General features: G+C 65.5%; 29 protein-coding genes. 20 read left to right on the top strand and 9 right to left on the bottom strand.

Features of this window, described 5'->3' with window-relative positions; genetic code table 11:
* Together CK489_RS41955 and yidD are read right to left on the bottom strand one after the other, a co-directional pair.
* On the bottom strand, positions 1-168 hold the full coding sequence (locus tag CK489_RS41955; RefSeq protein WP_167350124.1) for a hypothetical protein: 168 nt from the start codon (positions 166-168) through the stop codon (positions 1-3).
* 111 nt (positions 169-279) lie between these two features.
* On the bottom strand, positions 280-591 hold the full coding sequence (gene yidD / locus CK489_RS32960; RefSeq protein ID WP_050625605.1) for a membrane protein insertion efficiency factor YidD: 312 nt from the start codon (positions 589-591) through the stop codon (positions 280-282).
* A gap of 280 nt (positions 592-871) precedes the next feature.
* Between yidD and CK489_RS32955 the strand changes: the two genes are divergently transcribed.
* Positions 872-1,789 (top strand): COG3904 family protein, encoded by a 918-nt coding sequence (locus CK489_RS32955; RefSeq protein WP_095735703.1) that lies wholly within the window; start codon positions 872-874, stop codon positions 1,787-1,789.
* A gap of 23 nt (positions 1,790-1,812) precedes the next feature.
* Here the strand turns inward: CK489_RS32955 and CK489_RS32950 are convergent, their stop codons facing one another.
* Positions 1,813-2,259: an iron-sulfur cluster assembly scaffold protein gene (locus tag CK489_RS32950; protein ID WP_050625607.1), complete on the bottom strand. Its 447-nt coding sequence runs from the start codon at positions 2,257-2,259 to the stop codon at positions 1,813-1,815.
* 239 nt (positions 2,260-2,498) lie between these two features.
* Here CK489_RS32950 and folE point away from each other — a divergent pair, with 239 nt between their 5' ends.
* The 4 genes from folE to CK489_RS32930 all read left to right on the top strand — a co-directional run bounded on the left by folE (position 2,499) and on the right by CK489_RS32930 (position 6,097).
* Complete coding sequence (folE, locus tag CK489_RS32945) at positions 2,499-3,179, top strand: GTP cyclohydrolase I FolE (RefSeq protein ID WP_050625608.1); 681 nt, start codon at positions 2,499-2,501, stop codon at positions 3,177-3,179.
* A 28-nt stretch (positions 3,180-3,207) separates the two neighbouring features.
* Complete coding sequence (gene hisI / locus CK489_RS32940) at positions 3,208-3,636, top strand: phosphoribosyl-AMP cyclohydrolase (RefSeq protein WP_095735258.1); 429 nt, start codon at positions 3,208-3,210, stop codon at positions 3,634-3,636.
* Positions 3,637-3,748: 112 nt separating this feature from the next.
* Positions 3,749-4,753: a transglycosylase SLT domain-containing protein gene (locus tag CK489_RS32935; protein WP_095735257.1), complete on the top strand. Its 1,005-nt coding sequence runs from the start codon at positions 3,749-3,751 to the stop codon at positions 4,751-4,753.
* A gap of 162 nt (positions 4,754-4,915) precedes the next feature.
* Positions 4,916-6,097 (top strand): DUF2336 domain-containing protein, encoded by a 1,182-nt coding sequence (locus CK489_RS32930; protein WP_095735256.1) that lies wholly within the window; start codon positions 4,916-4,918, stop codon positions 6,095-6,097.
* Positions 6,098-6,158: 61 nt separating this feature from the next.
* On the opposite strand, the gene CK489_RS32925 is transcribed toward CK489_RS32930, so the two are convergent.
* From CK489_RS32925 to CK489_RS32915, 3 genes are all read right to left on the bottom strand, one after another.
* On the bottom strand, positions 6,159-6,737 hold the full coding sequence (locus tag CK489_RS32925; RefSeq protein WP_050625612.1) for an Hpt domain-containing protein: 579 nt from the start codon (positions 6,735-6,737) through the stop codon (positions 6,159-6,161).
* A 9-nt stretch (positions 6,738-6,746) separates the two neighbouring features.
* Complete coding sequence (locus CK489_RS32920; protein WP_024582417.1) at positions 6,747-7,292, bottom strand: response regulator; 546 nt, start codon at positions 7,290-7,292, stop codon at positions 6,747-6,749.
* Positions 7,293-7,399: 107 nt separating this feature from the next.
* Positions 7,400-8,179 (bottom strand): NAD kinase, encoded by a 780-nt coding sequence (locus CK489_RS32915; protein ID WP_095735255.1) that lies wholly within the window; start codon positions 8,177-8,179, stop codon positions 7,400-7,402.
* A gap of 162 nt (positions 8,180-8,341) precedes the next feature.
* Between CK489_RS32915 and CK489_RS32910 the strand changes: the two genes are divergently transcribed.
* Positions 8,342-9,919: a S10 family peptidase gene (locus CK489_RS32910; RefSeq protein WP_095735254.1), complete on the top strand. Its 1,578-nt coding sequence runs from the start codon at positions 8,342-8,344 to the stop codon at positions 9,917-9,919.
* A gap of 285 nt (positions 9,920-10,204) precedes the next feature.
* Here CK489_RS32910 and CK489_RS32905 read toward each other — a convergent pair whose 3' ends face one another.
* Positions 10,205-11,641: a M20/M25/M40 family metallo-hydrolase gene (locus CK489_RS32905; RefSeq protein ID WP_095735702.1), complete on the bottom strand. Its 1,437-nt coding sequence runs from the start codon at positions 11,639-11,641 to the stop codon at positions 10,205-10,207.
* A gap of 475 nt (positions 11,642-12,116) precedes the next feature.
* Between CK489_RS32905 and CK489_RS32900 the strand changes: the two genes are divergently transcribed.
* The 10 genes from CK489_RS32900 (at position 12,117) to CK489_RS32855 (ending at position 22,234) form a co-directional block, all read left to right on the top strand.
* The gene (locus tag CK489_RS32900) at positions 12,117-12,506 is read left to right on the top strand and encodes a hypothetical protein (RefSeq protein ID WP_245350582.1); all 390 of its coding nucleotides are present in this window, start codon (positions 12,117-12,119) and stop codon (positions 12,504-12,506) included.
* 102 nt (positions 12,507-12,608) lie between these two features.
* Positions 12,609-13,010 (top strand): FixH family protein, encoded by a 402-nt coding sequence (locus CK489_RS32895; RefSeq protein WP_050625615.1) that lies wholly within the window; start codon positions 12,609-12,611, stop codon positions 13,008-13,010.
* Complete coding sequence (locus tag CK489_RS32890; protein WP_095735252.1) at positions 13,007-14,455, top strand: efflux RND transporter periplasmic adaptor subunit; 1,449 nt, start codon at positions 13,007-13,009, stop codon at positions 14,453-14,455. The genes CK489_RS32895 and CK489_RS32890 overlap by 4 nt, the downstream gene beginning before the upstream one ends.
* On the top strand, positions 14,452-17,619 hold the full coding sequence (locus CK489_RS32885) for an efflux RND transporter permease subunit (RefSeq protein ID WP_095735251.1): 3,168 nt from the start codon (positions 14,452-14,454) through the stop codon (positions 17,617-17,619). The genes CK489_RS32890 and CK489_RS32885 overlap by 4 nt, the downstream gene beginning before the upstream one ends.
* A gap of 136 nt (positions 17,620-17,755) precedes the next feature.
* Complete coding sequence (locus CK489_RS32880; RefSeq protein ID WP_245350581.1) at positions 17,756-18,208, top strand: hypothetical protein; 453 nt, start codon at positions 17,756-17,758, stop codon at positions 18,206-18,208.
* A gap of 76 nt (positions 18,209-18,284) precedes the next feature.
* Positions 18,285-18,584 carry a hypothetical protein gene (locus CK489_RS32875; RefSeq protein WP_050625621.1) on the top strand — a complete coding sequence of 100 codons (300 nt, stop codon included), beginning with the start codon at positions 18,285-18,287 and terminating at the stop codon, positions 18,582-18,584.
* Between the two features lie 9 nt (positions 18,585-18,593).
* Positions 18,594-20,015 carry a TolC family protein gene (locus tag CK489_RS32870; protein ID WP_095735250.1) on the top strand — a complete coding sequence of 474 codons (1,422 nt, stop codon included), beginning with the start codon at positions 18,594-18,596 and terminating at the stop codon, positions 20,013-20,015.
* A gap of 13 nt (positions 20,016-20,028) precedes the next feature.
* Positions 20,029-21,384 (top strand): multicopper oxidase family protein, encoded by a 1,356-nt coding sequence (locus CK489_RS32865; RefSeq protein ID WP_095735249.1) that lies wholly within the window; start codon positions 20,029-20,031, stop codon positions 21,382-21,384.
* A gap of 56 nt (positions 21,385-21,440) precedes the next feature.
* Positions 21,441-21,902: a cupredoxin domain-containing protein gene (locus tag CK489_RS32860; protein ID WP_244485860.1), complete on the top strand. Its 462-nt coding sequence runs from the start codon at positions 21,441-21,443 to the stop codon at positions 21,900-21,902.
* Positions 21,903-21,931: 29 nt separating this feature from the next.
* Positions 21,932-22,234 (top strand): copper-binding protein, encoded by a 303-nt coding sequence (locus CK489_RS32855; protein WP_050625623.1) that lies wholly within the window; start codon positions 21,932-21,934, stop codon positions 22,232-22,234.
* A 60-nt stretch (positions 22,235-22,294) separates the two neighbouring features.
* Here the strand turns inward: CK489_RS32855 and CK489_RS32850 are convergent, their stop codons facing one another.
* Positions 22,295-22,519 (bottom strand): GDCCVxC domain-containing (seleno)protein, encoded by a 225-nt coding sequence (locus CK489_RS32850; RefSeq protein ID WP_050625826.1) that lies wholly within the window; start codon positions 22,517-22,519, stop codon positions 22,295-22,297.
* A gap of 169 nt (positions 22,520-22,688) precedes the next feature.
* Here CK489_RS32850 and CK489_RS32845 point away from each other — a divergent pair, with 169 nt between their 5' ends.
* Positions 22,689-22,958, top strand: a complete 270-nt coding sequence (locus CK489_RS32845; RefSeq protein WP_128089386.1) for a hypothetical protein — start codon at positions 22,689-22,691, stop codon at positions 22,956-22,958.
* Between the two features lie 95 nt (positions 22,959-23,053).
* On the opposite strand, the gene CK489_RS32840 is transcribed toward CK489_RS32845, so the two are convergent.
* On the bottom strand, positions 23,054-23,599 hold the full coding sequence (locus CK489_RS32840; protein WP_050625625.1) for a tetratricopeptide repeat protein: 546 nt from the start codon (positions 23,597-23,599) through the stop codon (positions 23,054-23,056).
* Positions 23,600-23,882: 283 nt separating this feature from the next.
* Between CK489_RS32840 and CK489_RS32835 the strand changes: the two genes are divergently transcribed.
* The 3 genes from CK489_RS32835 to CK489_RS32825 all read left to right on the top strand — a co-directional run bounded on the left by CK489_RS32835 (position 23,883) and on the right by CK489_RS32825 (position 26,053).
* Complete coding sequence (locus CK489_RS32835; protein WP_244485861.1) at positions 23,883-24,215, top strand: His-rich protein BRANT; 333 nt, start codon at positions 23,883-23,885, stop codon at positions 24,213-24,215.
* 354 nt (positions 24,216-24,569) lie between these two features.
* Positions 24,570-25,010, top strand: coding sequence for a hypothetical protein (locus tag CK489_RS32830; RefSeq protein ID WP_244485862.1), 441 nt, complete (start codon positions 24,570-24,572; stop codon positions 25,008-25,010).
* Between the two features lie 323 nt (positions 25,011-25,333).
* On the top strand, positions 25,334-26,053 hold the full coding sequence (locus CK489_RS32825) for an outer membrane protein (protein WP_050625627.1): 720 nt from the start codon (positions 25,334-25,336) through the stop codon (positions 26,051-26,053).
* The last annotated feature ends 95 nt before the right edge of the window (positions 26,054-26,148 follow it).

Below are 26,148 nucleotides of genomic sequence, written 5' to 3'. Positions count from 1 at the left end.
TCACCACTTCACGCTCTGGCTCGGCACGATGAACGCCGTCGTGCTCGGCTTGGTCGAGTTGTGCGTGAAGTAGCCGTAGGCGCCAATGATCACGACGAGCAAGGCAAGCACGGCCAGCAAGTCGATCTGCCGGGGATCGTGACCGTTGTGGCTGATTTTCCAGCGCATTGTTGTTTCCTCCCCAAGAACCGCAAGGGGCACTGAAACAATGCGCCAAGTATCGCCACAGTTCCGCCCGGCAGCAATGCGCGGCGGGCTTGGGAGCGCTGCGGAAATCGATCAGTTGTCGTTGACGCCGCGCCAGCGGCCGTAGCGCCAGGGCACGTACCAGTGCGCGCCCGGCGGCTTGACCGGCGGGACGTTGTCGATTCCGGAGGTGCCCCACGGCTGGCAGCGCAGCAGCCGCGCCAGCGTCATCCAGCCGCCGGCCCATAGTCCGAAGCGCTCGATCGCCTCATCGCCATAGACCGAGCAGGTCGGCAGATGCCGGCAGTTGTAGCCGACCAGCGGCGACAGCGTGTGCCGGTAGATCCAGATCAAGGCGCGGCCGAAGTTGCGCGGCAAGCGGCGCGCGCTGGTGGCACACTCCATGCATCGTTGATGGTGCGGTGTTGAATGTTCTGTCGACGGCATACGCAAGTATGTACGTAGTCTTGCGGGGGTTCCAAGCCAAGGAACTGTTCTGTTGCAGATATTTACGCCACAGTTCGCTATTATCGCACGGCCCGATTGGCGCTGCAGCAAGGGTCCTATGGACGATCCAGGTCAGCAAGGCTACCGTTCTCGTAACGCGCCGATGACAGAATCGTGGCGCTTTGCCATGGGGCCATTGCCACCGCTCGCAACCAGGGGCTTGGGGGAAGGAACCAAATTGAGGCTCGTCAGGTCGCTCTCGTTGCGCAGTTGGGTGCTCACCGGCGCCGTCGCCTTTTGCTTCGCGATTTCCGGAACCGTCACGACGGCGGGGAGTTCCGCGCAGGCCAGCTCGACCCTCGAAGAGCGCAAGCTGCCGATGAAGTTCAGCTGGATCGCCTGTCAGCCGAATTGCCGGGGCTGGGTGTCGGCGGTCGGCATCATCACGGCCGACAGCCCCAAGGAGTTCGACGAGTTCGCGCGCAGCCGCCAGCTCAACGGCGCCACCATCGTGCTCGACTCCAGCGGCGGCTCGGTCAACGACGCGATCGCGCTCGGCCGCCGCTTCCGCGGTCTCGGCGCGCTGACCACGGTCGGCACCAGTATCGTCAGCCAGGCAGCGCAGGGTGACCGCGCCAGCGTGCTGCCGGATGCCTATTGCGAGTCGATGTGCGTATTCCTGCTGCTGTCGGGCAAGACGCGCTACGTGCCGCCGGCCGCCCACGTCCGGGTGCATCAGATCTGGATGGGCGACCGTGCCGACGATGCCAAGGCCGCCAGCTATACGGCTCAGGACCTGATGATCGTCGAGCGCGATATCGGCCGTCTCGCCAAGTACACTTTCGAGATGGGCGGCGCCGGTGAGCTACTGTCGCTCGCACTCAGCGTGCCGCCGTGGGAAGACCTGCATGAATTGTCGGCAGCTGAATTGCGGCTGACCAATCTCGTCACCACGGACGCCGTCGCCGACGTGCTGCCGCGGCAGGACAACGTTATTCCCATGGCCGAGGCGAAGCCGAAGAACAGCGATCGCTTCGTCAGTACCGCCATGGAGGGTGAGGTGCAGCCGCAGACCGCGAAGGCGACCAAGACCGCCGAGGCGGTCGTGCCGGTCGGCAGCACCACGGCGCCGCCGCCGGTCCAGCCCGCGCAGTAGTTGGCTTACGCCGGCAGCAAGGTCTACGCCGGCTGCTTTGCCTTGGCCTCGATCTGGCCGATCGCGTCGACCACCGCATCGAAGGTCAGTAGCGTCGAGGCATGGCGGGCCTTGTAATCGCGCACCGGCTCGAGCAGCGCGATGTCGGCCCATTTGCCGCCCTGCGGGGGCTGGCCATTTTCCTTCAGCATCTTGCGGACGGTCTCGCGCAACTCGCGCAGCTCCTCAGCGGTCGACCCCACCACATGGCTCGCCATGATCGAGGAGGAGGCCTGGCCGAGCGCGCAGGCCTTCACGTCATGGGCGAAGTCCGTCACCACGGGGCCGTCCATCTTGAGGTCGACCTTGACGGTCGAACCGCACAATTTGGAATGCGCGGTGGCGCTGGCGTCGGGGTCGGCGAGCCGTCCGAGGCGCGGAATATTGCCGGCCAACTCGATGATCCGCTTGTTGTAAATGTCGTTCAGCATGGGGACAGATGCCTGGTTCCGGCCGGGCCGGGCGCTCTTGGCGGCTGGGTTTCACCGTCCTATATATGGACGGCAGCGCCGGAAACATAGCCCGGCCATGCGGCCAGCGCGGCCCACCTTCGTCGCGGTGGTGCTACAAAGATGGGACTCAGGCGTCCGGTGGTTCGATGATCCGCCCCGTCTGCCCGGTGACACATCCGGCCCAACGGCAAATGCCGCGCCGGTCGAACGGAGAAGACATGGACGCCTTGATCAAATCGATTCGCCCCAACAAGCCGGCCGACGCGAAGCCAGGCGAGCTCGACCCTTCAGAATTCATGGCGGCCGCCGTCCGTGCCGACCAGCCGCGCCCGTCGCGGGCCGAGGCCGAGGACGCCGTGAAGACGCTGCTCGCCTATATCGGCGAGAACACCGGCCGCGAGGGCCTGCTCGACACGCCGCGCCGCGTCGTCGAAGCCTATGACGAGCTCTATCAGGGCTATCATCAGTGCCCGGCCGAAGTGCTGAACCGTACCTTCGGCGAGACTGCCGGCTACGACGATTTCGTCCTCGTCCGCGACATCGAGTTCACCTCGCAGTGCGAGCATCACATGATGCCGTTCTACGGCAAGGCGCATATCGCCTATACGCCGGTGGAGCGCGTCGTGGGCCTCTCCAAGCTGGCGCGGCTGACCGACATCTTCGCTCGTCGCCTGCAGACCCAGGAGCATCTCACCGCCCAGGTCGCGGCTGCGATCGACGAGGTCCTGAAGCCGCGCGGCGTTGCCGTGCTGATCGAGGCGGAGCATACCTGCATGTCGGTGCGCGGCGTCGCCAAGCATGGCGCATCGACCTTCACCAGCCGCTTCACCGGCATGTTCCGCGACAATCCGGCCGAGCAGCAGCGTTTCCTGTCCCTGGTGCGAGGACCGAACCGGTAACCTCGCATTCTCTCGAGCGAGGTTTTCCGTGTCCACATCGACCCACGATCACGACCGCGAAGAGGGGCTCGACTTCCGGCCCAAATTCGACGCGACCGGTCTTGTGACCTGCGTCGCGACCGATGTCGCGACCGGCGACGTGCTGATGGTCGCGCACATGAACGATGAAGCGCTGCGCAAGACGATCGCGACCGGCGAGGGCTGGTACTTCAGCCGCTCGCGCAACGCGCTGTGGCGCAAGGGCGAGAGCTCTGGCCAGACCCAGCGCGTGGTCGAGATCCGGATGGATTGCGATCAGGACGCCGTGTGGATCAAGGTCGAACAGATCGGCGCCGCCTGCCACACCGGACGGCGCTCCTGCTTCTATCGCGCGGTGCAGGGCGAGGGCGGCGCTGTCAGGCTGTCCTTCGTCGATGCTGAGCGCCTGTTCGATCCCGGCGCGGTCTACCGCAAATAGCGGCGGCCGCGTTGCCCTTCGTGCCGGGGCCTTAACGTGCCGTTAACCATAATTACGGCAGGTTGACAGGACATGGGTGCCGATTGCCGGCACCCCGCAGGGCACCCGATCAATGGCGGTCGACCTCTTCAATGCGACGGCTTCGGCAGGTGTCGATGCTTCGCGCCTGAAGGTCGCCGGCTCGATCAAGCAGGCGGCGGCCACCACCGGTACGAGCTTCGAATATTTGCTCACCACCGCGAAGATGGAATCCAATTTCAATCCGCGGGCCGGCGCCACGACCTCGTCGGCGCATGGACTCTATCAGTTCATCGACCAGACCTGGCTCGGCACCGTCAAGGAGGCGGGAGGCCAGCTCGGCTACGGTCAGTATGCCGATGCCATCACCAAGAACTCCGACGGCAGCTATTCGGTGAGCGATCCCGCGGCACGCAGCGCGGTCATGAAGCTGCGCGACGATCCCGATGCGGCGTCGTCGATGGCGGCGGCCCTGACGCAGTCCAACAGCTTCAAGCTCACCGGCGCGCTCGGCCGTCGGCCGACCGACGCCGAACTCTATATGGCGCATTTCATGGGCGTCGGCGGCGCCGGCAAGCTGATCTCGAGCGCCGAGGACAGCCCGAGCGCCAATGCCGCCGCGCTGTTTCCGAAGGCGGCGGCCGCCAACCAGTCGATCTTCTACGATAAGTCGGGCAGCGCGCGCAGCGTCAGCCAAGTCTATTCGGTATTGACCACGCGCTACGCCGCGGCGGCAAACTCGAAGGACACACGCACTGCCTTTGCTGCAGCGGGCGGCGACACCATGAGCCCTTACGCGATGGCAAGCGCTGCGCCAACGCAAGCGGTGTCGATGGACACCGCGTCGTATCTTTCGACTTTCCCGAATGCCGGTGCGGCCGCGTCAGCTGGCGCGACCTCGACCGTCGCATCCGCGCAGCCGGCGCCGGCCTTCCGCTCGCTCTACCAGGGCGGCGATCGTTCGGAGCCGATTTCACCTGCGGTGCAGGAGCTGTGGGGCAATTCCTCCGCGCTGACCACGTCGGCGACGCCGAAGGTCCGTGCGCCCGGACGGCTTGATCTGTTCAGCGATCCGAACGGCACCTACAGCAACGGCTAGCGCTGGCCTGCTGCGCGTGCGAAGGCGCGCCGTGCCGATCTTAACGAAACGTCAATAATCCCAAACGTTTATGGTGAACCCTTTGTTAAGCGTCATGGTTTATTTTTCCTTGTAGTTGGCATCGTAAGTCGATGCCGTTTCGTTGCGTAAGCCGGAAGGACCATGATCGTTCGGCAGTTCATTAGTTGGATTAGGACCGCTCCGGCAGGCGAGCGAGCAGAGGCGACGCGGGCGTTGGCCCGGGCCTGGCTCATTTCAGACCTCACCGAGGACGACCGCATTGCAGCCGAAGGCGCGCTGCTGATGCTGCTCGATGACCCGTCGCCGCTGGTGCGACAGGCGATGGCCGAGGTGTTCGCACACAGCGCGGAGGCGCCGGCTGCGATCGTGCAGGCGCTGTCGGCCGACCAGGCGGCGATCGCGCTGCCGGTGCTGGAGCATTCACCGCTCCTGATCGATGCCGATCTCGTCGATATCGTCGCGACCGGCTCCGACGAGATGCAGTGCGCGATCGCGCGCCGCGTCAACCTGCCGGCCTCCGTCGCTGCGGCGATCGCCGAGGTCGGTTCGGCCGCGGCCGCGCTCGAGCTGATCGAGAATCCCTATGCCGGGCTCGCGCCATTCTCCTGGGACCGCATCGTCGAGCGCCATGGCCATCTCGCGGCGATCCGGGAATCGATGCTGGCGCTGGATGACCTGCCGTCGGCGACGCGGCTGGCGCTGGTCGCAAAGCTGTCCGACACGCTGGCGCAGTTCGTCGTAGCGCGGAACTGGCTCGGCGCCGACCGTGCCGACCGCATCGCCGGCGAGGCGAAGGAGCGCTCCACGGTGAACATCGCCGCGCGCGCCTTCGGCGACGACATGCAGAATTTGATCACGCATCTGCGCGCCACCGGCCAGCTCACCGCCGGGCTGATCCTGCGCGCGCTGCTGTCGGGCAACCTCGATCTGTTCGGGGCTGCGCTCGCCGAACTGTCCGGATTGCCCTATGGCCGCGTCTCCGCGCTGCTGAACGACCGTGGCGGCAACGGGCTGCAGGCGCTGCTGCGGCGCGCCGGCCTGCCGGAATCGACCTATGCGGCGTTCCGCGTCGCGCTCGAGGCGAGCCACGAGGTCGGCTATGTCGATAGCGGCGACGGTGCGGCACGGCTGCATCGCCGTATGGTCGAGCGGGTGCTGACCCATTGCGAGACCGATCATTCGGCGGCCGAGCCGCTCTTGATCCTGCTGCGCCGCTTTGCGACCGAATCGGCCCGCGAGGATGCCCGCATGTTTTGCGAGGAGCTCGCCGCCGATGACGCGATCGCGGTGCTGCCCTACGACGACGATCTCATCGCGGCCTGACCGGCCGCGCTCCCTCCGATTGACGATGATTGAAGCCGCGGCCTTGAGCCGCGGCGCGCCGCTATTCGCCGGGCACGATGCTCGGCGCGAGGATGGCCTCGAGATGCTCGGGGCGGTCGCGGTTGGCGTGGGTCAGGAATTCATCGGCGATGCCGCGGAGCTGCTTGCTCAGCACGCCGGCCACGACCGCGGTGTCGAGCTTGGTGCGGTTGCGCACGATCGCCTGCACGGCGTTGATGTGGTGCGCAATCAGCTGGGCGGGTACCGCGGCGAGATCCGGTGCGTGCTCGATGATGCGGCACAGGCTCTCTGCGGCTGCCGCTGCCGACGGATAGCCGAACGTTGCGGCATCGCCCTTGATGTCGTGCGCAGCGCGGAACAGCTCCTCGCGGGTCTTGTCGTTGAAGCCCTCGCGCAGCACGGTGGCATGCGCCGCGGAGAGGCGGTCGGCCTCGATCGTCATCCATTCCTTGAACTCGCCCGACAGCCCGGCGAGCGCCTTTTCGGCGCGGCCGACCGGATCGTCGAGGTCGCTCTCGGGGACCCGCAGCAGCATCTTGCGTAGCGGATTCGGCTGCGTGATGACGTGGTGGGTGCCGAAGCTCTTGACCTCGATCGTCCCGGGTTTGTCTTTCGCCATGGCGATGTCCTAAATGGTCGAGCGCGCCTTCTCGAGCAGCGACGGCTGTTGCAGCACCTCGACCTCGCCGCTGCCGCGGCGTTCGGGGCCGATATAGGTGTTGGTGGTGTTGCGGCGGCGGTCGGGGCCGAAATAGGTCTTGGTCTTGATGAACGGACGCGGGTTGGCGACCACGTTCATGATGCGTTGGTAGAGCCCCTTGGCCGAGATCGGCTTGGCCAGGAATTCGGTGACCCCGGCGTCGCGCGCGACCGTGACGCGGCGTTTCTCGGAATGCCCGGTCAGCATGATGATCGGCGCGTAGGGATTGCCCTTGGATTCCGGCTGCCGGATCATCTGCGCGAGCTCGAGCCCGTCGAAGATCGGCATCGACCAGTCGGTGATGACGATGTCGGGCACGTAGTGCGTATACATCTCGAGCGCGGTGGCGCCGTCCTCGGCCTCATACACCTCGCGTGCGCCGAACGAATGCAGCAGCGTCCGCAGGATGCGGCGCATGTGCGGATTGTCGTCGCAAATCAAAAATCGCAGCTTGTTGAAATCGATGCGATACATGGTCCGGCCCCGAACGGGCATACCGGGCCAACGCGGTATTACCCGACGTTAACCATATCCCGCCCGGGGTTAATGATTGGTTGCCGGGCAGGGGCAGGCGCGGACCGTCAGTAGCCGAACTGCTCGCGCAGGATGCGCTCCTCCAGCGAGTGGCCGGGGTCGAACAGCATCCGCATCGCAATGGTCTTGTCGGAGAGCACCTCGACGCGGCGGACGTCGCGGACCTCGTCATGGTCGGCCACCGCGGCGACCGGGCGCTTCTCGCCCTCGATCACCTCGATCACCACGAAGGCGGAATTCGGCAGCAGCGCGCCGCGCCAGCGCCGCGGCCGGAACGCGCTGATCGGGGTCAGCGCCAGCAGCGCCGCGTTGATCGGCAGGATCGGGCCCTGGGCCGAGAGGTTATAGGCGGTCGATCCGGCCGGCGTCGCCACCAGGATGCCGTCGGCCATCAGCTCGGGCATCCGCTCATGCTCGTCGATCAGGATGCGCAGCTTGGCGACCTGATAGGTCTGCCGGAACAGGGCAACCTCGTTGATGGCGTGATGCAGATGCACGGCGCCGTGGATGTCGGTCGCGCGCATCAGGAGCGGATTGATCAGCGACTCCCGCGACGCCGCAAGCCGCGTGCGCAGATCGTGCGTCGAGTATTCATTCATCAGGAAGCCGACGGTGCCGCGATGCATGCCGTAGATCGGCTTGCCGCTGCGCATGTTGGCGTGCAGCGTCTGCAGCATCAATCCGTCGCCGCCGAGCGCAACCACGACGTCGGCATCGGCGGGGGGATAGTTGCCGTACATCGCGGTCAGCTGCTCGAGCGCCGTCTGCGCTTCCGCACTCGCGCTGGCGACGAAGGCGATCTTGTCATACCGCTTGGAGCTGGCCATCGCTCACGAACTCGTTTGGCACGGAATACGCCGCGCTCGTCTATACATCCCGGGCGGCCTTGTCGAGATGGTCCGGGAACGGACCCAACGCCAAACCGGTGCCGGCAGGCTATCGTAGTTTATGGCGCGAATGCGTAAACGTCGGCCCAGGGAGTGAACGGCATGGCTAACAGTTTTGCGACACGGCTCGCGGCAGCGCTGCTGGTGGCCTGCCTTGCAACCGCGGCGCGGGCCGAGGACGAGGCCCCGCAGCCATCGCCGTCGCCGAGCGCACAAGCCCCAGGCGGTCAGAACCCAAGCGGCCAGAAGGGCCGGGGAGGCCGCGGCGAGTCGGGCTCCGGCGCCAATGCGTCGACCGCCGAGCAGCACCGCCTGCCGCCGGATTCCACCACAAAGCAATCGGTCGCGCTGCCGGGCCGCACGCTGAACTTCAGCGCGACCGCGGGCTCGATCCGCGTGTTCGACGACAAGGGCGAGGCGCTCGCCGACCTCGCCTACACCTCCTACCAGCTCGACGGCGCCGAGAAGGCGAACCGCCCGGTGACGTTCCTGTTCAACGGCGGGCCGGGCTCGGCGTCGGCCTGGCTGCAACTCGGCAATGTCGGGCCGTGGCGGCTGCCGTTCGACGGCGACGGCGCGGTGTCCTCGGCCTCGCCCGAATTGCAGCCCAATGCCGACACCTGGCTCGATTTCACCGATCTCGTCTTCATCGATCCGGTCGGCACCGGCTACAGCCGCTTCGTCACCACATCGGAGGAGGCGCGCAAGCGCTTCTTCACCGTCGACGGCGACGCCAATTCAGTCGCGCTGGTGGTCCGCCGCTGGCTGGAGAAATACGACCGGCTGACCTCGCCGAAATATGTCGCCGGCGAAAGCTATGGCGGCATCCGCGGGCCGAAGGTGGTGCGCAATCTGCAAATGCAGCAGGGCGTCGGCGTGCGCGGCCTGATCCTGATCTCGCCGGTGCTCGATTTCCGCGACTATACCGGCTCCAGCATCCTGCAATATGTCGCGAGCCTGCCGACCATGACGGCGGTGGCGCGGCAGGCGAAGGGGCCGGTGACGCGCGAGGATCTCGCCGACGTCGAACGCTACGCGCGGGGCGATTTCCTGCTCGATCTCGTCAAGGGGCAGGCGGACACCGAAGCCACCACGCGCCTTGCCGACAAGGTAGCCAGCCTGACCGGCATCGATCAGGCGGTGAGCCGCAGGCTCGCCGGCCGTTTCGACATCGGCGAATTCCGCCGCGAGTTCGATCGCAAGAACGGCAAGGTGACCGGCCGCTACGACGCGTCGGTCGAAGGCTTCGATCCCTATCCGGACTCCAGCTACTTCCGCTTCAACGATCCCTCAGGCGATCCCCTGATGGCGCCGCTGACCAGCGCTGCCGTCGACCTCACCACGCGCAAACTGAACTGGCGGCCGGACGGCTCCTATCATCTGCTCAGCGAGACCGTGAACAAGGCCTGGGAGTTCGGTCACGGCATCAATCCGGCGGAGTCGGTGACGCAGCTGCGCCAGATGCTGGCGCTCGATCCCAAGCTGAAGCTCCTGATCGGCCACGGCCTGTTCGATCTCGCAACGCCGTACTTCGCATCCAAGATCATCCTCGACCAGCTGCCGGCCTTCGCGGGTCCTGCTCGCACCAAGCTTGCGGTCTATCCGGGCGGCCACATGTTCTACTCCCGCGACAGCTCGCGCCAGGCGTTCCGCAAGGAGGTCGAGGCGCTGGTGAAGTGAGGGGGATGGGTGGCGTGGATCGCGTCGCGTGCCGCAAATGTTGTCGTCGTCCTGGCGAAAGCCAGGACCCATAACCACCGAATTTGACTGTGAACGAAATCGTAGCCCCAGCGCCGCACCGCAATTTGCATTTGGGGTAATGGGTCCTGGCTTTCGCCAGGACGACGACGATGGATGGTTCTGGGTAAGACTCCCTCCACGCGTCGTCCCTGCGTTCGCAGGGACCCATACTCCACGGCTTGTGCTGTGAATGAGACTCGTCGTTCCGACGTCGCTTAACAATGATCACCTGTGGTTATGGGTCCCTGCGTTCGCAGGGACGACACCGCAGATGTGGCAGCTCCAACCCTCGCGCCGGAATTGGCCGAGCTCATGCAGCAGGGCTGCCCCCGTCCGCAGGCCGCTATGGAAGCAGTCGAGCGTCATGTTCTCGTTCGGCGCGTGGTTGGCTTCGTCCGGGTTGGCGTAGGGTGTGACGAAGGCGGGGATGCCCAGAATCTTGGTGAACACGTAGCCCGGCAGGCTGCCGAAGCCGGCGGGTATCAGCAGCGGCTCCTCGCCATGGGCGGCGACGAAGGCGCGGCGCAGCGGCGCGGTGTAGGGTGAGGCGATCGGCGTCTTCGACGGCTGCATTCCCATCTCCTCAGCGACGAACTCGACCTCGGGCGCGTGTTTGGCCACATGAGCCCGGACCTTGCGCAGGATGTCCTCGGAATCCTGCGCTTCGACGAGACGGATGTCGCATTTCACAAACGCCTCGTTCGGCAGCACTGTCTTGTGGCCGGGGCCGCCATAGCCGCCGTGGAAACCGTTGATGGTCAGCGTCGGCTGGAAGCACAGGCGGTCGTAGAAGGGCCGGTCGGCCGGCGCGTCGAGGCGCTTCAGCGCAAGGCTCGTCTTGATGGCCTCGATATCGAGCGGCAGGCGCTCGATCGCCGCCAGCTCCTCGGGCGCCGGCGGCTCGACAGCATCATGCAGCCCGTCGATGGTGATCTCCCCGGCCGCGTTCTTCATGGTGCCGAGCAGATGGACCAGCGTCCAGATCGGGTTCGGCACGACACCGCCGAAATTGCCGGAATGGACGTCGCGGTTGGCATGGCGGCAGCGCAGCTCGAACGAGACGACGCCGCGCGAGCCGAACTTGATCGTCGGCGCGCCGCTGGCATGGCGCGGGCCGTCGGCGGTGACGGCCAGATCGGCCTTCAGCAGATGCGCGTTGCTGCGCACGAAGCCGGCGATATGCGGGCTGCCGATCTCCTCCTCGCCTTCCAGCAGCAGGATGACGTTGCAGGGCAATTCGCCGTGTACCTTGAGGTGGGATTCGATCGCCAGGATCTGGGCGAAGTGCTGACCCTTGTTGTCGCCGACGCCGCGCGCATAAAGCCTGCCGTCGCGGACCGTCGGCTCGAAGGGCGGCGAGATCCACTTCTCGATCGGGTCCGCCGGCTGCACGTCGTAGTGTCCGTAGAGCAGCACGGTCGGCTTGCCAGGTGCCTTCTCCCAGCGCGCCACCACCATCGGATGCCCCTTCGTGGGCACGAGGCCGGCTTCGAGGCCGATCCCCGTGAGCATCTCGACAAGCAGCGCGCCGACCTCGGCGATGCCGATGTTCTCGGCGCTGATGCTCGGATGGCGCAGATAGGCGATCAAGCGTTGCAGGAAGCTGTCGTGGTTGGCGTCGATATGCGTGAAGACAGCGGCCAATGCGTCGGAGGAAGCCATCATGTGCACCTGACGATAGGGCGGGCGCTGACCGGGAGACGTCTGCGCGATGGGTGTCGGATCGTGCAAGCGCTTTAGCTCCTTGCAACGCGATTATCAACGTGTCGTTCCGCTAGGAGGTCGAGGCGCCCGTGAATGAAGGGATTGCGAATTGGGTTGGGCAGAGTGCGCCGCGCCCGCGGCCGTCGTCCTTGCGAAAGCAGGGACCCATACTCCGCGGCGGATATCGTGGACGGGACTCGTCGTTCCAGCGTCGCTCAACAATGATCGCCTGTGGTTATGGGTCCCTGCTTTCGCAGGGACGACACGGAGTGTGTTGAGAAATCTGTGGGTCAAACGTTCCCACTGCCGCGATCGTGAAGTCGCACGGATTTGCAGGTTCCGCTGATCCGTGCGACAAGCGGGCATGCATCTGAGGCGGCTTGCCAATCTCTGGATATTGCTGCTTGTCGCGGCCGGGCTGTTGCTCGCGCCCGTGGCGCCGGCGTTTGCCCGGATGATGCCCGATGCATCGGCCGCCACGATGCAGGCGATGCCTGACCATCAGGCCATAGGCATGGCGATGTCTCACCACGCCATGTCCGATCAGGCTATGTCCGATCAGGCCATGCCAGACGAAGCCATGTCAGGGCAGGCGATGGCTGACAACATGCCCTGCTGTCCGGACCAGACCAAGAGCAAGGGCTGCGACGATTGTCCGTTCCTTGCGCTGTGCATGCTGAGCGTCTCACTGGCGGCGCCTGCCGGCGCAGCGTCGCTGGTCAAGCGCGATCCGCTGCCGAGCCGGATCGCCGCCCGCGACGACCGTCTGCTTGATGGACTTGGCGCCAAGCCTCCGGATCATCCGCCTCGAACCAACGTCTGACGGGCGCTTGAAGCGCCTGATCGCTGACGCGTGCGCCTGACGGCGCGCGTGCGTTCGCATGCCGCTCACGCGGTCCATCAGACGTATCGAGGATTACCACCAATGAAGTCTTTCCAACTCGCGCGCGCCGCAGCGGCCGCGTTGATCGGCGTTGCCCTGACCCATGTGCCTGCCCACGCCGAGATCAAGAACTACGAATTCCAGCTGGTGCAGCCGACCGTCAAGGCCGGGGCCGATCGGATCGTCACGGTGCGGCTGGTCGACAGGAGCACCGGCAAATCCGTCTCCGACGCGATCATCTTCTCGACCCGGCTCGACATGGCGCCCGACGGCATGCAGGAGATGGCCACCAAGGTGACGCCGATGCCGGGCACCGAGCCCGGCACCTACCGGTTCAAGGCGACCTTCGGCATGGCCGGCCGCTGGCAATTGTCGCTCGGTGCGAAAGTGCAGGGCGAGACCGGCTCGGTCGAAAACAAGCTCGTCGTCACGGCCGAGCAATGAGCCGCCTTGCCTGGGTCGGCGCCGCCGCTGCGATTGCCGCAGCGGCAGGCGTCGCATGGACCGCCCGCGGCCTGCCGCCGCGGCCGATGACCGCCGCCATCGTTTCCGCCGCGCAGGCGGCGGAGAACGCTGCGCCGATCTATTACCGTGATCCCGACGGCAAGCCGCTCTACTCGGCGACGCCGAAGCAGACTCCCGACGGGCGCGACTATCTCCCGGTGTTTCCGGAGGCCGATGCGCAATCCGGCGAACCCGAGCAGCCGGCGAACGCGAAGTCCGCGGCGGCGAAGAGCGATCGCAGGGTCAAATATTATCGCAACCCGATGGGGCTTGCGGACACCTCGCCGGTGCCGAAGAAGGATTCCATGGGGATGGATTACATCCCGGTCTATGACGGCGAAGACAGCGACGATGGCTCGATCACGCTGTCGCCGGGCAAGATCCAGCGCACCGGCGTCAAGTCGGAGCCGGCCGAGATGCGCCGCATCCGCACGCTGGTGCGCGCGCCCGGCACGATCCAGCTCGACGAGCGCCGCGTCTCCGTCATTGCGATGCGCGCCGAAAGTTATGTGCAGGGCGTCGCCGACGTGACGACCGGCAGCCGGGTGACCAAGGGACAGCCGCTGATGGAGATCTACAGCCCGGCGATCTCGTCCGCCGCGGCCGAATTTGTCGCGACCATCACCTCCAGGGCGACCGCCGGGATCGAGCCCTATGGACGCGGCTCCAAGCAGCGGCTGACCAATCTCGACGTCCCCGAGGCCGTCATCGCCGAAATGGAAAAGAGCCGCACTGTTCCGATCGCCATTCCGTGGTCGTCGCCGCGCGACGGCATCGTGCTGCAGCGCGCCGCGATTGAGGGCATGCGCGCCCAGCCCGGTGACGTGCTGTTCCGGATCGCCGATGTCTCTGTGGTGTGGGCGCTGGTCGACGTCGCCGAACGCGACCTCGGCAACATCGTGGTCGGGCAGACGGTCACGGTGCGGGCGCGCAGCTATCCCGGCCGCACATTCGCAGGCCGCATCAGCGTGATCTATCCGCAGGTCAACAAGGAGACACGCACCGCGCGGGTGCGGATCGAACTGGCGAATGGCGATCTCGCGCTGCTTCCGGACATGTATGTCGACGCCGAGATCGACACCGGCAGCGCGGCGCCGGTGCTGACAGTCGCCGACAACTCCATCCTCGATACCGGCAGCCGGCAGACCGTGCTGCTCGACCGCGGCAACGGCCGGTTCGAGCCGCGCGAGGTGAAGCTCGGGCGGCGCGGCGACGGCTACGTCGAAATCCGTGACGGGATCGCCGAGGGGGATGCCGTGGTGACGTCGGCGACCTTTCTGATCGATGCCGAGAGCAATCTGAAGGCCGCGATCAAGGGTTTTGCCGAGGCCGACACAAAGCAGCCGGCAGGTGGAAGCGCGATGATGGATGGAGGCAAGCCATGATTGCCCGCGTCATCGCCTGGTCGGCACGCAATCTGCTGCTGGTGCTGTTCGGCACCGGCTTCGCGGCGGCCGCTGGTCTCTATGCGCTGCTCCATCTGCCGCTCGATGCGATTCCCGATCTCTCGGACACCCAGGTCATCGTCTATACCGAATATCCGGGACAGGCGCCGCAGGTGATCGAGGATCAGGTCACCTATCCCTTGACCACGGCGATGCTGACGGTGCCGAAATCGAAAGTCGTGCGCGGCTTCTCGTTCTTCGGCGTCTCCTTCGTCTATGTCATCTTCGAGGACGGCACCGATATCTACTGGGCGCGCTCCCGCGTGCTGGAATTCCTCAACAGCGCGGCGTCAAGGTTGCCGGCCGGCGTGTCGCCGACCATCGGGCCCGATGCGACCGGGGTCGGCTGGGTCTACCAGTATGCCGTGATGTCGAAACAGCTGAACCTCGCCGACACCAGAACGATCCAAGACTGGAACCTGAAGTTCGCGCTGGCCAAAGCCGAAGGCGTTGCCGAGGTCGCGAGTGTCGGCGGCTTCGTCAAGCAGTACAACGTCATCCTCGATCCGCAACGGATGCGCGACCGCGGCATCACCATGCAGCGGATGCGCGACGCGATCCGCGCCAGCAATGCCGATGTCGGCGGCCGCACCGTCGAGCTCTCGGAATTCGAATACGTCATCCGCGGCAAGGGCTATCTCAGGGATATCAACGACCTCGGCAATGTCGTGCTGAAGACCGACAACGGCACGCCGGTGCTGCTGCGCGATGTCGCCCGCGTCGAGCTCGGCCCCGACGAGCGGCGCGGCATCGCCGAGCTGAACGGCGAGGGCGAGGTGGCGAGCGGAATCGTGCTGCAACGCTTCGGCATGAACGCGCTCGACGTGATCGAGAACGTCAAGAAGCGGTTCAGGGAGATCGCGACCAGCCTGCCGAAATCGGTCGAGATCGTGCCGGTCTATGACCGCTCCAACCTGATCTATGCGGCGATCGAGACGCTGAAGCGCACGCTGTTCGAGGAGAGCGTCGTGGTCGCGCTGGTGTGCATCGTGTTCCTGCTGCACGTCCGCAGCGCGCTGGTGGCGATCCTGATGCTGCCGGTCGGCGTGCTGATGGCGTTCGGTGCGATGAAGCTGCTTGGAATTGGCTCCAACATCATGAGCCTCGGCGGCATCGCGATCGCGATCGGCGCCATGATCGACGCGGCGATCGTGATGATCGAGAACGCGCACAAGCATCTGGAGCGCGCCAAGCCCGGCCAGTCGCGGGTGTCGATCCTGATCGAGGCCGCGGCCGAAGTCGGGCCGGCGCTGTTCTTCAGCCTGCTCATCATCACCGTGTCGTTCATGCCGATCTTCACGCTGGAATCGCAGGAGGGCCGGCTGTTCTCGCCGCTCGCCTTCACCAAGACGTTCGCGATGGCGGCAGCGGCGCTGCTGTCGGTGACGCTGGTGCCGGCACTGATGGTGATCTTCGTGCGCGGCAGGATCGTGCCCGAGCACAGGAATCCGATCAACCGCTTCCTGATCTGGATCTACCGTCCCGTCATCAACGGCGTGTTGCGCGCCAAGACTCTGGTGATCCTGCTGGCGCTCGGCGCGCTTGCCGTGACGGTCTGGCCGGCGCAACAGCTCGGCACCGAGTTCATGCCCGACCTCAACGAGGGCACGCTGCTCTATATGCCGACCACGCTGCCGGGTATCTCGGTGACCAAGGCATCCGAGCTGATGCAGACCCAGAACCGGATCATCAAGAGCTTTCCGGAGGTCGCTTCGGTCTATGGCAAGGCCGGCCGCGCCGCGACCGCGACCGATCCGGCGCCGTCGGAGATGTTCGAGACCATCGTCAATCTCAAGCCGAAGCAGGAATGGCGGAAGGGCCTCACCCTCGACGGCCTGATTGCCGAGCTGGACAAGGCGCTGCAATTCCCCGGCGTCTCCAACGCCTGGACGATGCCGATCAAGGCACGCATCGACATGCTGTCGACCGGCATCCGCACGCCTGTCGGCGTCAAGGTGATCGGTCCCGATCTTGCTGTCATCGACAAGCTGGCGCGGCAGGTCGAGCAGGTGCTCAAGACCGTGCCGGGGACCTCGTCGGCCTATGCCGAACGCAGCCTCGGCGGCTACTATCTGGAGATATCGCCGAACCGCGAGGCGCTGGCGCGATACGGCATCGCGGTGCAGGACGTGCAGGACACGATCGCGACCGCGCTCGGCGGCCAGAGCGTGACCACGACGGTGGAGGGCCGGCAGCGCTTCACCGTCAACATGCGCTATCCGCGCGATCTGCGCGACAATCCGGGCGCCATCGCCAGCGACATCCTGGTGCCGATGCCGGCCGGCGGCGCGGTGCCGCTCGGCGAAGTCGCCGACGTCAAACCGGCGCGCGGGCCGAGCTCGATCCGGACCGAGAACGGCCAGCTCGCGACCTACATCTATGTCGACATCCGCGAGCGCGATCTCGGCGGCTACGTCGCCGACGCGCAGCATGCGGTGCAGGCCGCCGTCCAGTTTCCGCCCGGCACCTACCCGGTGTGGAGCGGGAGTTACGAATATCTCGAGCGCGCCGCCGCCCGGCTCAAGATCGTGGTGCCGGTGACGCTCGCGATCATCTTCCTCTTGCTCTACCTCAACTTCCGCTCGGTGGCGGAGACCATGATCGTGATGCTGTCGCTGCCGTTCGCGCTGGTCGGCGGGCTCTGGCTGATGTGGGCGCTCGGCTTCAATCTGTCGGTCGCGGTCGCGGTCGGCTTCATCGCGCTGGCCGGCGTTGCCGCCGAGACCGGCGTCGTGATGCTGATCTATCTCAACCACGCGCTGGATGAGGCGAGGGCGCGCTGTGCCGCCGAGGGGCGGACGCTCGGCCGTGACGATTTGCATCGCGCGATCATCGAGGGCGCGGTCGAGCGCGTCCGGCCGAAGATGATGACGGTGGTCGCGATCATGGCCGGGCTGCTGCCGATCCTGTGGAGCACCGGGACCGGCTCCGAGATCATGCAGCGCATCGCGGTGCCGATGATCGGCGGCATGATCTCCTCGACCTTGCTGACGCTGATCGTGATCCCCGCGATCTTCGCCATCGTGAAGGGCATCGGGATCAGGGCAAGCGCGCAGCGACCGAAGGTCGCTGCGGTCGCGGCGCACCAGAAGGCGGGATTGTGATGGGAGCAAGCCTTGGCATGGATTCAAACGCGATTGATAAATACCCCTTGGGGGTATATACAAGCGCGGCTTGCGGCGAACTGATTTGCGGTTAGCTTGCGGTCCGGATGTGTTGGGAGCGATCGGGCGGGTGTTGATGCGGTTGAACAGGTCAGGACGGGTGCGGGCGGGATGTTCCATCATCCTGGCCTATCTGTTCTGCGTCCTCGCGCCGTCGGTTGCGCTGGCATTCGGCGCGCCGTTTCCTTGCCTGACCGATGAGGTCCAGCCGGCCGTCGCGGCGCACTTGCACGAGGCGTCGCCGCCGATGGCACATGCCGAAGGCGTCGCGCATGATCACGCCACCCACGATCACGGCGGCATGCATGTCCAGCACGCGGCCGATGCCGCCGCGTCACATGCCAAGCACAGCCACGACGGCAAGGGTTCGCCGGGACCGTGCTGCACGTTGATGTGCGTGTCGGCGCTGCCGGCTGATCTACCATTGGTCGCGGGTCCGTTGCACCCGATCGCGACCCGTCTCGCCGAGGCCCGTCAGATCCTGCACAGCCAGGCGCCGGCCCGGCTCTATCGTCCCCCCATCACCTGATCACCGCTGACATCGTGGCTGCGCCGCGCGCTCGCGTGCGCATGCCTGTGATTCATCTAGTGATCGGGACAGACCCATGTTTTCGTTTCTCGGGGCGAGGCTCGCCGCCGTGGCCACGCAGCGTGGCCGGCGCGCGCTTCCTACATTCGTGTCGCGGATGGCCGCGGCCATCGTCGCGCCCGCGCTGCTCGCCGGCTGCGTGACCGATGCAAGGCCGGTCGCGGTCGCCGGCGATCCTGCAAATCCGTCGGCGCGCACGGCCGCTGTCGGCTATCGCTCGACGATCGCACCCTACGACAGCCTGCGTCCGTCGACGCCGCTGCCCTGGCGCGAGCGCAATGACGGCGTGACGCCGCCGGCCAAGCCGGATCGGTAGGAGGGCGCCATGCGACATCTGGCCATCGCGCCGATCCTGCTGCTGACATCCGCGCTCGCCGGCTGCGCCTCGTTCTCGCCCGACACGGGCATGGGCGTCGTCTCCGAGGTGACCGAGAAGGCGATCGGCAAGGACGTCGCCTTCGCTCGCTCTGCCGACGAGGCGGCAATTGCCGATGCGGCGGTGAAGCGCCTGCTTGCGCGCAACCTGACGGCGGATGCCGCCGTGCAGGTCGCGCTCCTGAACAACAAGGGCTTGCAGGCCGCCTACAATGAGCTGGCGCTGGCGGAAACCGATCGCGTCGCCGACAGCCTGCCGCCGAACCCAACCTTCTCCATCTCGCGTATCACCGGCAACGGTGCCAGCGAGGTCGAGCGGCAGGTGGTCGGCGACATCCTGGCGCTCGCGACGCTGCCGGCGCGCTCCGAGATCGCAAGTGAACGCTTCCGCCAGGCACAACTGAAGGCCGCGCTCGCCACCTTGCGGCTTGCCGCCGAGGTACGGCGCAGCCACGTTGCGGCGGTTGCCGCGAACGAGACGGTCGCGCTGCTGACCGACGCCAAGGCGACCGCGGAATCGACCGCGCAACTCGCCAAGAAGCTCGGCGAGACCGGCGGCATGAACAAGCTCGACCAGGCCCGCGAGCAGGTGTTCTACGCCGAGATCACGGCCGACCTCGCCAGCGCGCGGCAGAACGCGGCGAGCTCGCGCGAGCGGCTCGCGCGTCTGCTGGGATTGTGGGACGGCGATCTCGGTTTCCGGATTCCAGGCAAGTTGCCATCGCTGCCGAAGCGACCGGTGGAACAACCGTCGATCGAAGTCGCCGCGGTCGGTCATCGCGTCGATCTGCAGATCGCACGGATGGATATCGTAGCTCTCGCCAAGGCGCTCGATCTCACCGAGGCGACGCGCTTCGTCACGCTGCTCGATGTGGCCGGCATCGACAAGCGCACCCACGATCCCGAAGCTCCGCCCTTCAAGGAACGCGGCTTCGACGTCCAGTTCCAGATTCCGATCTTCGACGGCGGCGAGGTGCGGGTCCGCCAGGCGGCGGAGACGTATCGGCAGGCGATGAACCGCCTGACCGAGAAGGCGATCAACGTCCGCTCCGAGGCGCGCGACGCCTACCGCGTCTACCGCTCGGCCTGGGACATCGCGAGCCACTACCAGCGCGAGGTGCTGCCGCTGCGGCAGATCATCACCGAGGAGATGCAGCTGCGCTTCTCCAGCATGCAGGTCGATGTGTTCGCACTGCTCACTGAGGCGCGGCAGCGGCTCGGCTCGCTGCGCGCGGCGATCGACGCCCGGCGCGACTTCTGGCTCGCGCAGTCCGACCTGCAAACGGCGATCAACGGTGGCGGTCTTGCCGGCGCACCGTCGACACCATCTTCCGTCGCTTCGGCCGCATCGCCGGCCGGCGGCGATCATTAGGGGGAGACAGCGAATGTTTTCACGACGTGGATTTTTGGGCAGCGCCGCGCTGGTCACGGCAAGCGCGGTCAGCGGCCGCGTCCAGGCCGCCGCGATTCCCGAGGCGCCGACCATGGACAAGGCGGTGATGCAGCCGCCACTGCATCCGAGCAGCGGGCCCGACTACCGGCCCGTCGTCACGCTCAACGGCTGGTCGCTGCCGTGGCGGATGAACGGCGACTGGAAAGAATTCCATCTCGTCGCCGAGCCGGTGGTGCGCGAATTCGCCGACGGCATGAAGGCCAATCTGTGGGGCTATAACGGGCAGGCGCCGGGCCCGACCATCGAGGCGGTCGAGGGCGACAAGGTACGCATCTTCGTCACCAACAAATTGCCGGAGCACACCACGGTGCACTGGCACGGCATGATCGTGCCGGCCGGAATGGACGGTGTCGGCGGCCTCAACCAGCCGCACATCAAGCCGGGCAAGACCTTCGTCTACGAGTTCGAGCTGAAGCACAGCGGGACCTTCATGTACCACCCGCATTCCGATGAGATGGTGCAGATGGCGATGGGCATGATGGGCATGTTCATCGTGCATCCGCGCGATCCGGCGTTCCGCCCGGTCGATCGCGACTTCGTCTTCATCATGAGCAGCTACCTCATCGACCCCGGCACCTATCTGCCGAAGGTCAATGAGATGACCGACTTCAACATGTGGACCTGGAACAGTCGCGTCTATCCCGGCATCGATCCGATGCCGATCCGGCTCGGCGACAGGATCCGTGTGCGGATCGGCAATCTGACCATGACCAACCATCCGATCCACGTGCACGGGCACAATTTCGCGGTGACCTGCACCGACGGCGGCTGGGTGCCGGTATCAGCGCAATATCCGGAAACCACGACCGACGTGCCGGTCGGCGCGGTCAGGGCGTTCGACATGCTCGCCGACAATCCGGGCGACTGGGCGTTCCACTGCCACAAGTCGCACCACACCATGAACGCGATGGAACACGACGTGCGCAACTTCATCGGCGTGTCGCGCCAGGATCTGGCGAAGGCGGTCGGCAGGCTCGCGCCGGACGCGATGGTGATGGGATCGACCGGAATGGCGATGGGCAACATGGAGATGCCGGCGCCCGACAACACGCTGCCGATGATGACCGGGACGGGGCCGTTCGGGCCGATCGAGATGGGCGGCATGTTCACGGTGATGAAGATCCGCGAGGGGCTCGGCCGTGACGATTACGCCGATCCCGGCCCGTACAACTATCCGCCGGGCACCGTCGCTTATGAGGTCGACGCGCCGGCGGCCGAGCCCGCGCGTCAGCTGCCGGCGGCTCCGGAGCGAAAAGCCAAGCCAGCGATGAAGGGAATGAAGATGTAGTGGACCAACGTGCCGTCCCGCGACACGCAATCATGAAATTTGAAATGGAGAATCCAATGAAGTACGTCACCACGATCGGCATCGCGTTCATCGCCCTGTCGGTCACCGCCGCGCCTTCGCGCGGCCACGAGAAACACGGCCACCAATCCTATTCGGCCGGCGAGCCCGGCGATCCCAGCAAGCCGTCGCGCACCGTCGAGGTCGAGATGAAGGAAATGGAATTCACGCCGTTCCGCATCGAGGTCAAGCGCGGCGAACAGATCCGCTTCGTGATCAAGAATGCCGGCACCGAGGATCACGAGTTCCTGCTCGCCACCACCGAGGAGAATCTGAAGCACGCTGAAGTGATGAAGAAGCATCCGCACATGGAGCATGACGATCCGAACGGCGTCCGTCTCGCGCCGAAGAAGAGTGCCGAGATCGTCTGGAAGTTCACCAAGGCCGGAACGTTCGAATATTCCTGCCTGATCCCCGATCACCGCGACTACGGGATGACCGGCCGCGTCATCGTGAAATGAAATCAGCAGCGACGGAAAGGACAACGACAATGAACGGGATCTTCCGGACGGCGGGCGCAGCGGCGCTCGCCATGGCGCTGACATTTGGCGCGGCGTTCGCGCAGGGCGCGGATATCAACGGCGAGGTCAAGAAGATCGACGAGGGCGCGGGCAAGATCACGCTCAAGCATGGGCCGGCCAAGAGCCTCGGCATGGACGAGCCGATGACGATGGTCTACCGGGTCAAGGATCCCGCGCTGCTCAAGCAGGTGAAGGTCGGTGACAAGGTGAAGTTCGAAGCCCGGGAGGGCGACGGCGGCTATACCGTCACGGCGATCCAGAAGGTGAAATGAGGCGATGACCGGCATCGCGGCGGACGCGATGCCGGTCGATCGCGCCGGCGGGTCAGCTTCTCATCCGCCGCCGCATGCGGCATCGCCGCAGCATTTTCCGTCCGCCTGGACCGGAGGGCAGGGCACCGAGCCGTATGAGCAGAACACGCAGCAATCGCCGGCCTTCGGCTTGAGGCGGTTGCCGCAGCCCATGCAGTCGTAGAAGAACTGGCAGGCGTCGGTCGGCATGGTCTCGGCCTTGGCGAAGCCGCAAGCCGGGCAGGTCAGGGTGGAGACGAGCTGCATGTTGCCTTCGTTAAGGTCTGCGCTTTGCGAGCACAAGGACGCGGAAGGCCACTGGCGAGCGCTGGCCGGCGATCGACGTTAACTCTAGTGCCTCGGCGATGAGCGGCATTGGAACGCGGACGGCCCTGGCGCGTTGCCCTGCATCATTCGTATGCAGAAGGCCCCCTCCATGACAGTCAACGCGGCAATACTGATGGTGGCATTGGCGCTGTCGGGAACCGTGTTGGCGCAGAGTTCTGGCCCGTCGGCAGGTGCAGGGGCAGGGCAAGCCGCCAATATCACCACCACCGGTCAGGCGCTGAACACCAACAAGAAGACCGGCGACAGCGGCCCGCCGATCGAGAAGGCCGCGCGACCGGCTAAGCCTGGAGAGGGCGGCAACACGGTCGGGGTAAGCCGTCCGCAGAAGCCCGACCGTCGTCTCGAACACTACCCGTAACAGGCCAACGCCAGTCGGCTCCCCCCTTTCGACGGCGCAGCAAAAAGCCGGCGCAGTCGTTGCGACTGGCCGGCTTGATGGGAACGGATGCCCGCTCAGTAAACCAGGCCAGTGCCCGGCGGCTTCTCCAGCGCTGCGGCAAGCGAGCGATATTCGTCGCTGTTGGTGCCGGCGAGCTGGGCGATGCGGTTCAAATGGTACTGCGCCTGATCGCGGTTGCCCTGTTCGACCTGCCAGAGGCCATAATACTGCCAGGTGCGCACATGGGCCGGGTCGGCCTTGAGCGCGCGCTCGTACCAGATCTGCGAGACCTTGTAGTCGCCGAGCTTGCGATAGGAGTAGCCGATCAAATTGGCGACGTCGGCACGGTCGTCCTGGCCGAGCGCCTTCAGCTGCTCGATCGCGGCGGTATAGTCGTGCTTGTCGTAGATCGTGGCATAGGCGGCATGGTAGCCGGCCAGGAACTTTTGATCGTCGATCGCGGAACTCTTATCCTTCTTCGCCTTCTTGCCCTTGCTGCCGCTGTCGGACGCCGGCGGGGAGGGATTGTCGCCGCCTGCGGCGTACGCCGAGATGACCGGCCCGGCTGCGAGCGTCATCGAGAGCACTGCGAGGCCTAGAAACTTCGTCGTCTTGCTCATTCCTGGTTGCTCCTGATCGTTCCTGATCGTGCTCGGTAATCCTACACCCAAGCCTGCTGACTTGAACACCCAAGGGTGCAGAACATTCCCGGCCGATCCCACGATTGCGTGAGGCCTACGACTGGCGGGGGCGGGCAACATGACCAAGATGTCATTCACATGAATGAATTCCGTCCATGTCCTTCAGAACGGGTTCAGTGCGGGGCCCCTAAGGTCACGTGCATTGATCGGTGAGGCCGACCATCCGGCCGGAGACCTCTCGATCCCGAAGAGGAGGACCACCATGTTGAAGACGATTTCCGCCGCGCTGCTCGCCGTGTCCGTGATCGCAGCGCCCGCGTTCGCCGCCGAAACCGGCAAGACCGCAACCCCCGCGCCCGCGACCACCACGGCCCCGGCGACGACTGCCCCGGCGACCAAGGCTGCTCCCGTCATCAAGAGCGAGCAGCTGCCGTCGAAGGTGCGCAACGCCAACGCGAAGATGCACCACAAGCACTATCGCCATCACCACCACAAGCACATGGGCATGCTGAAGGTGAAGTCGCCGAAGCACGCGACCAAGCACGTTCACGCCAAGGTCGCGACCAAGCACGTCGTGCCGGCCAAGCGCGGCTGATCGAGCGCGGCTGAACTGATCTCGAATCTGATCCCGGGGGCGCAGTTCGCTCCACATTGCCCCGCTGCGCACTCAGCGACAAAGGCAAAGCCTTTGCGCAGGGATGCAGAACCGGCCCGTCCGTCCATTGCTTCCCCAATGGCGGCGGGCCGGAGTGCGTTTGGGTGCGGCTTCCGGGCCTGATGCGCCGGAATAACCGAGTTGCGAATTCCCTTCCGCCGCACGGCAGTCGAGAGCCCCCGTTCCGATAGGAATCGGAACGGTGGCTCTAGATTTTTGTTTTAACGCGTTTTCTTCACGCGAACCGGTAGCCACTTCGCTCGAAAACGCGCTAGGACACGCGGCCGGGGACCCATGAGACAGCGTCGTTTGCGGACTTCATCAAAACTGGCGGCGATCCTGCTGCTCTCGATGCCGCTTGCCGGCTGCCTGACCAGCGATGACGGCGGTGGTTCGACCACGTTCACCGACGATCGCGGCGTCGCCAACCAGCCGTTTCCGGACCGCTACCGCGAGCAGATCCTGGCCTTCATGCGGACCTATCTGAACAATCCGGTCGGGGTGCGCGAGGCCGGGATTGCCGAGCCGGTGCAGCGCACGGTCGGCGGACGGCTGCGTTACGTGGTGTGCCTGCGCTACAGTGCCAGGGATACCGACGGCAATTACCGTCCGGCCCGGGAGCGCGGCGTCATGTTCGTCGACGGCCGGCTCGACCGCATCCTCGACAACGCCGCCGAGCCCTGCGCCGGTGCGTCCTACGCGGCCTTTCCGGATCTGGAAAAGCTGTCGCGCTAGGCATGATCCGGAAAGGTGCGAAGCGTCTTCCGCTGACGGCGCTATCGGCCGCGGCGGCCTGTCGCAGCCCTGATCGAATCGTTATCGAACTCCGATCACTTTTCGGGGAGCGCTGAACTTCACCTTAGCCGTTTACGACTTACATACAGCCGAAATACGGCTGCTTAACCGGTGAAAAAACCTTCTGTGCCAAGGAACAAACGGGCGTTGTTGCGACCCCGTCACAGATCGGAAACATCACGGGTCCGGCATTGCCCCAAAGCAACCTAATTGGCGTCACGTTGTTTGGTTTAACAGCGCAGCGTTCGTAACGGGGATCAGAGATGAAGAAGTTTTTGCTCGGCTCAGTCGCGCTGGCCGCCTTCGCGGGCCCGGCATTTGCGGCTGACATGCCGGCTCGCACCTATACCAAGGCCCCGCCGCCCTATACCGCACCGGCGCTCGTCTACAACTGGACCGGTTTCTATATCGGCGGCCATGTCGGCGGCGCGTTCACCGACGGCACCAACCTGATGGGCAGCGATGCGCGCTTCATGGGCGGCGTGCAGGGCGGCTTCGACTATCAGTTCGCCCCCAACTGGGTGATGGGCGTCGAGGCGCAGTACTCCTGGCTGCCCAGTTCCTCGAACAACAATGGCGTGCTGCTCCCGGGCGGGACGCTGGTGACCGGGAACACCGACCAGCTCGGTTCGGTGACCGGCCGCCTTGGCTACACCTGGGGTCCGGCATTGCTCTACGCCAAGGGCGGTTATGCCTGGCGCGACAACAACAACATCACGGCGACGGTCGGCGGCGTGCCGGCGGCCTTCACCACCGATGGCGGCCACAAGGACGGCTATACCGTCGGTGCCGGCCTCGAATACATGTTTGCCCCGAACTGGTCGGCGAAGGCCGAATACCAGTACTACAATTTCGGCAAGACCAACTTCACCAGCGGCCCGGCCGACCTGGTTGGCGCGAGCTTCCGGAACGACGAGCATACCGTCAAGGTCGGGGTCAACTACCGCTTCGGCTGGGGCGGTCCGGTGGGCTCCCGCTACTGATTGCGTCTTCTTCCATCGAGATCAAAGGCCGCCTTCGGGGCGGCCTTTTTTTGGCCTGACGTTTGCTTGTTCAGCCGATATTCACGCCTGATCGT

Origin of the sequence: Bradyrhizobium sp. UFLA03-84 (genome assembly GCF_002289535.1) — a bacterium.
Lineage (GTDB): Bacteria > Pseudomonadota > Alphaproteobacteria > Rhizobiales > Xanthobacteraceae > Bradyrhizobium > Bradyrhizobium viridifuturi.
This window is presented reverse-complemented; position numbering and strand designations above follow the sequence as displayed.

Bases quoted from the DNA above. Each gene is read 5' to 3' on its own strand.
- CK489_RS32950 (WP_050625607.1), bottom strand. From the start codon at position 2,259: ATGCTGAACGACATTTACAACAAGCGGATCATCGAGTTGGCCGGCAAT.
- CK489_RS32880 (WP_245350581.1), top strand. From the start codon at position 17,756: ATGCGGTTGAACAGGTCAGGACGGGTGCGGGCGGGATGTTCCATCATC.
- CK489_RS41955 (WP_167350124.1), bottom strand. From the start codon at position 168: ATGCGCTGGAAAATCAGCCACAACGGTCACGATCCCCGGCAGATCGAC.
- CK489_RS32850 (WP_050625826.1), bottom strand. From the start codon at position 22,519: ATGCAGCTCGTCTCCACCCTGACCTGCCCGGCTTGCGGCTTCGCCAAG.
- CK489_RS32915 (WP_095735255.1), bottom strand. From the start codon at position 8,179: ATGGCCAGCTCCAAGCGGTATGACAAGATCGCCTTCGTCGCCAGCGCG.
- CK489_RS32905 (WP_095735702.1), bottom strand. From the start codon at position 11,641: ATGGCTTCCTCCGACGCATTGGCCGCTGTCTTCACGCATATCGACGCC.
- CK489_RS32895 (WP_050625615.1), top strand. From the start codon at position 12,609: ATGAAGTCTTTCCAACTCGCGCGCGCCGCAGCGGCCGCGTTGATCGGC.
- CK489_RS32890 (WP_095735252.1), top strand. From the start codon at position 13,007: ATGAGCCGCCTTGCCTGGGTCGGCGCCGCCGCTGCGATTGCCGCAGCG.
- CK489_RS32870 (WP_095735250.1), top strand. From the start codon at position 18,594: ATGCGACATCTGGCCATCGCGCCGATCCTGCTGCTGACATCCGCGCTC.
- CK489_RS32920 (WP_024582417.1), bottom strand. From the start codon at position 7,292: ATGTATCGCATCGATTTCAACAAGCTGCGATTTTTGATTTGCGACGAC.
- CK489_RS32845 (WP_128089386.1), top strand. From the start codon at position 22,689: ATGACAGTCAACGCGGCAATACTGATGGTGGCATTGGCGCTGTCGGGA.
- folE (WP_050625608.1), top strand. From the start codon at position 2,499: ATGGACGCCTTGATCAAATCGATTCGCCCCAACAAGCCGGCCGACGCG.
- CK489_RS32860 (WP_244485860.1), top strand. From the start codon at position 21,441: ATGAAGTACGTCACCACGATCGGCATCGCGTTCATCGCCCTGTCGGTC.
- CK489_RS32930 (WP_095735256.1), top strand. From the start codon at position 4,916: ATGATCGTTCGGCAGTTCATTAGTTGGATTAGGACCGCTCCGGCAGGC.
- CK489_RS32885 (WP_095735251.1), top strand. From the start codon at position 14,452: ATGATTGCCCGCGTCATCGCCTGGTCGGCACGCAATCTGCTGCTGGTG.
- CK489_RS32925 (WP_050625612.1), bottom strand. From the start codon at position 6,737: ATGGCGAAAGACAAACCCGGGACGATCGAGGTCAAGAGCTTCGGCACC.
- CK489_RS32855 (WP_050625623.1), top strand. From the start codon at position 21,932: ATGAACGGGATCTTCCGGACGGCGGGCGCAGCGGCGCTCGCCATGGCG.
- CK489_RS32910 (WP_095735254.1), top strand. From the start codon at position 8,342: ATGGCTAACAGTTTTGCGACACGGCTCGCGGCAGCGCTGCTGGTGGCC.
- CK489_RS32830 (WP_244485862.1), top strand. From the start codon at position 24,570: ATGAGACAGCGTCGTTTGCGGACTTCATCAAAACTGGCGGCGATCCTG.
- CK489_RS32840 (WP_050625625.1), bottom strand. From the start codon at position 23,599: ATGAGCAAGACGACGAAGTTTCTAGGCCTCGCAGTGCTCTCGATGACG.
- CK489_RS32865 (WP_095735249.1), top strand. From the start codon at position 20,029: ATGTTTTCACGACGTGGATTTTTGGGCAGCGCCGCGCTGGTCACGGCA.
- CK489_RS32835 (WP_244485861.1), top strand. From the start codon at position 23,883: ATGTTGAAGACGATTTCCGCCGCGCTGCTCGCCGTGTCCGTGATCGCA.
- CK489_RS32935 (WP_095735257.1), top strand. From the start codon at position 3,749: ATGGCGGTCGACCTCTTCAATGCGACGGCTTCGGCAGGTGTCGATGCT.
- CK489_RS32825 (WP_050625627.1), top strand. From the start codon at position 25,334: ATGAAGAAGTTTTTGCTCGGCTCAGTCGCGCTGGCCGCCTTCGCGGGC.
- yidD (WP_050625605.1), bottom strand. From the start codon at position 591: ATGGAGTGTGCCACCAGCGCGCGCCGCTTGCCGCGCAACTTCGGCCGC.
- CK489_RS32875 (WP_050625621.1), top strand. From the start codon at position 18,285: ATGTTTTCGTTTCTCGGGGCGAGGCTCGCCGCCGTGGCCACGCAGCGT.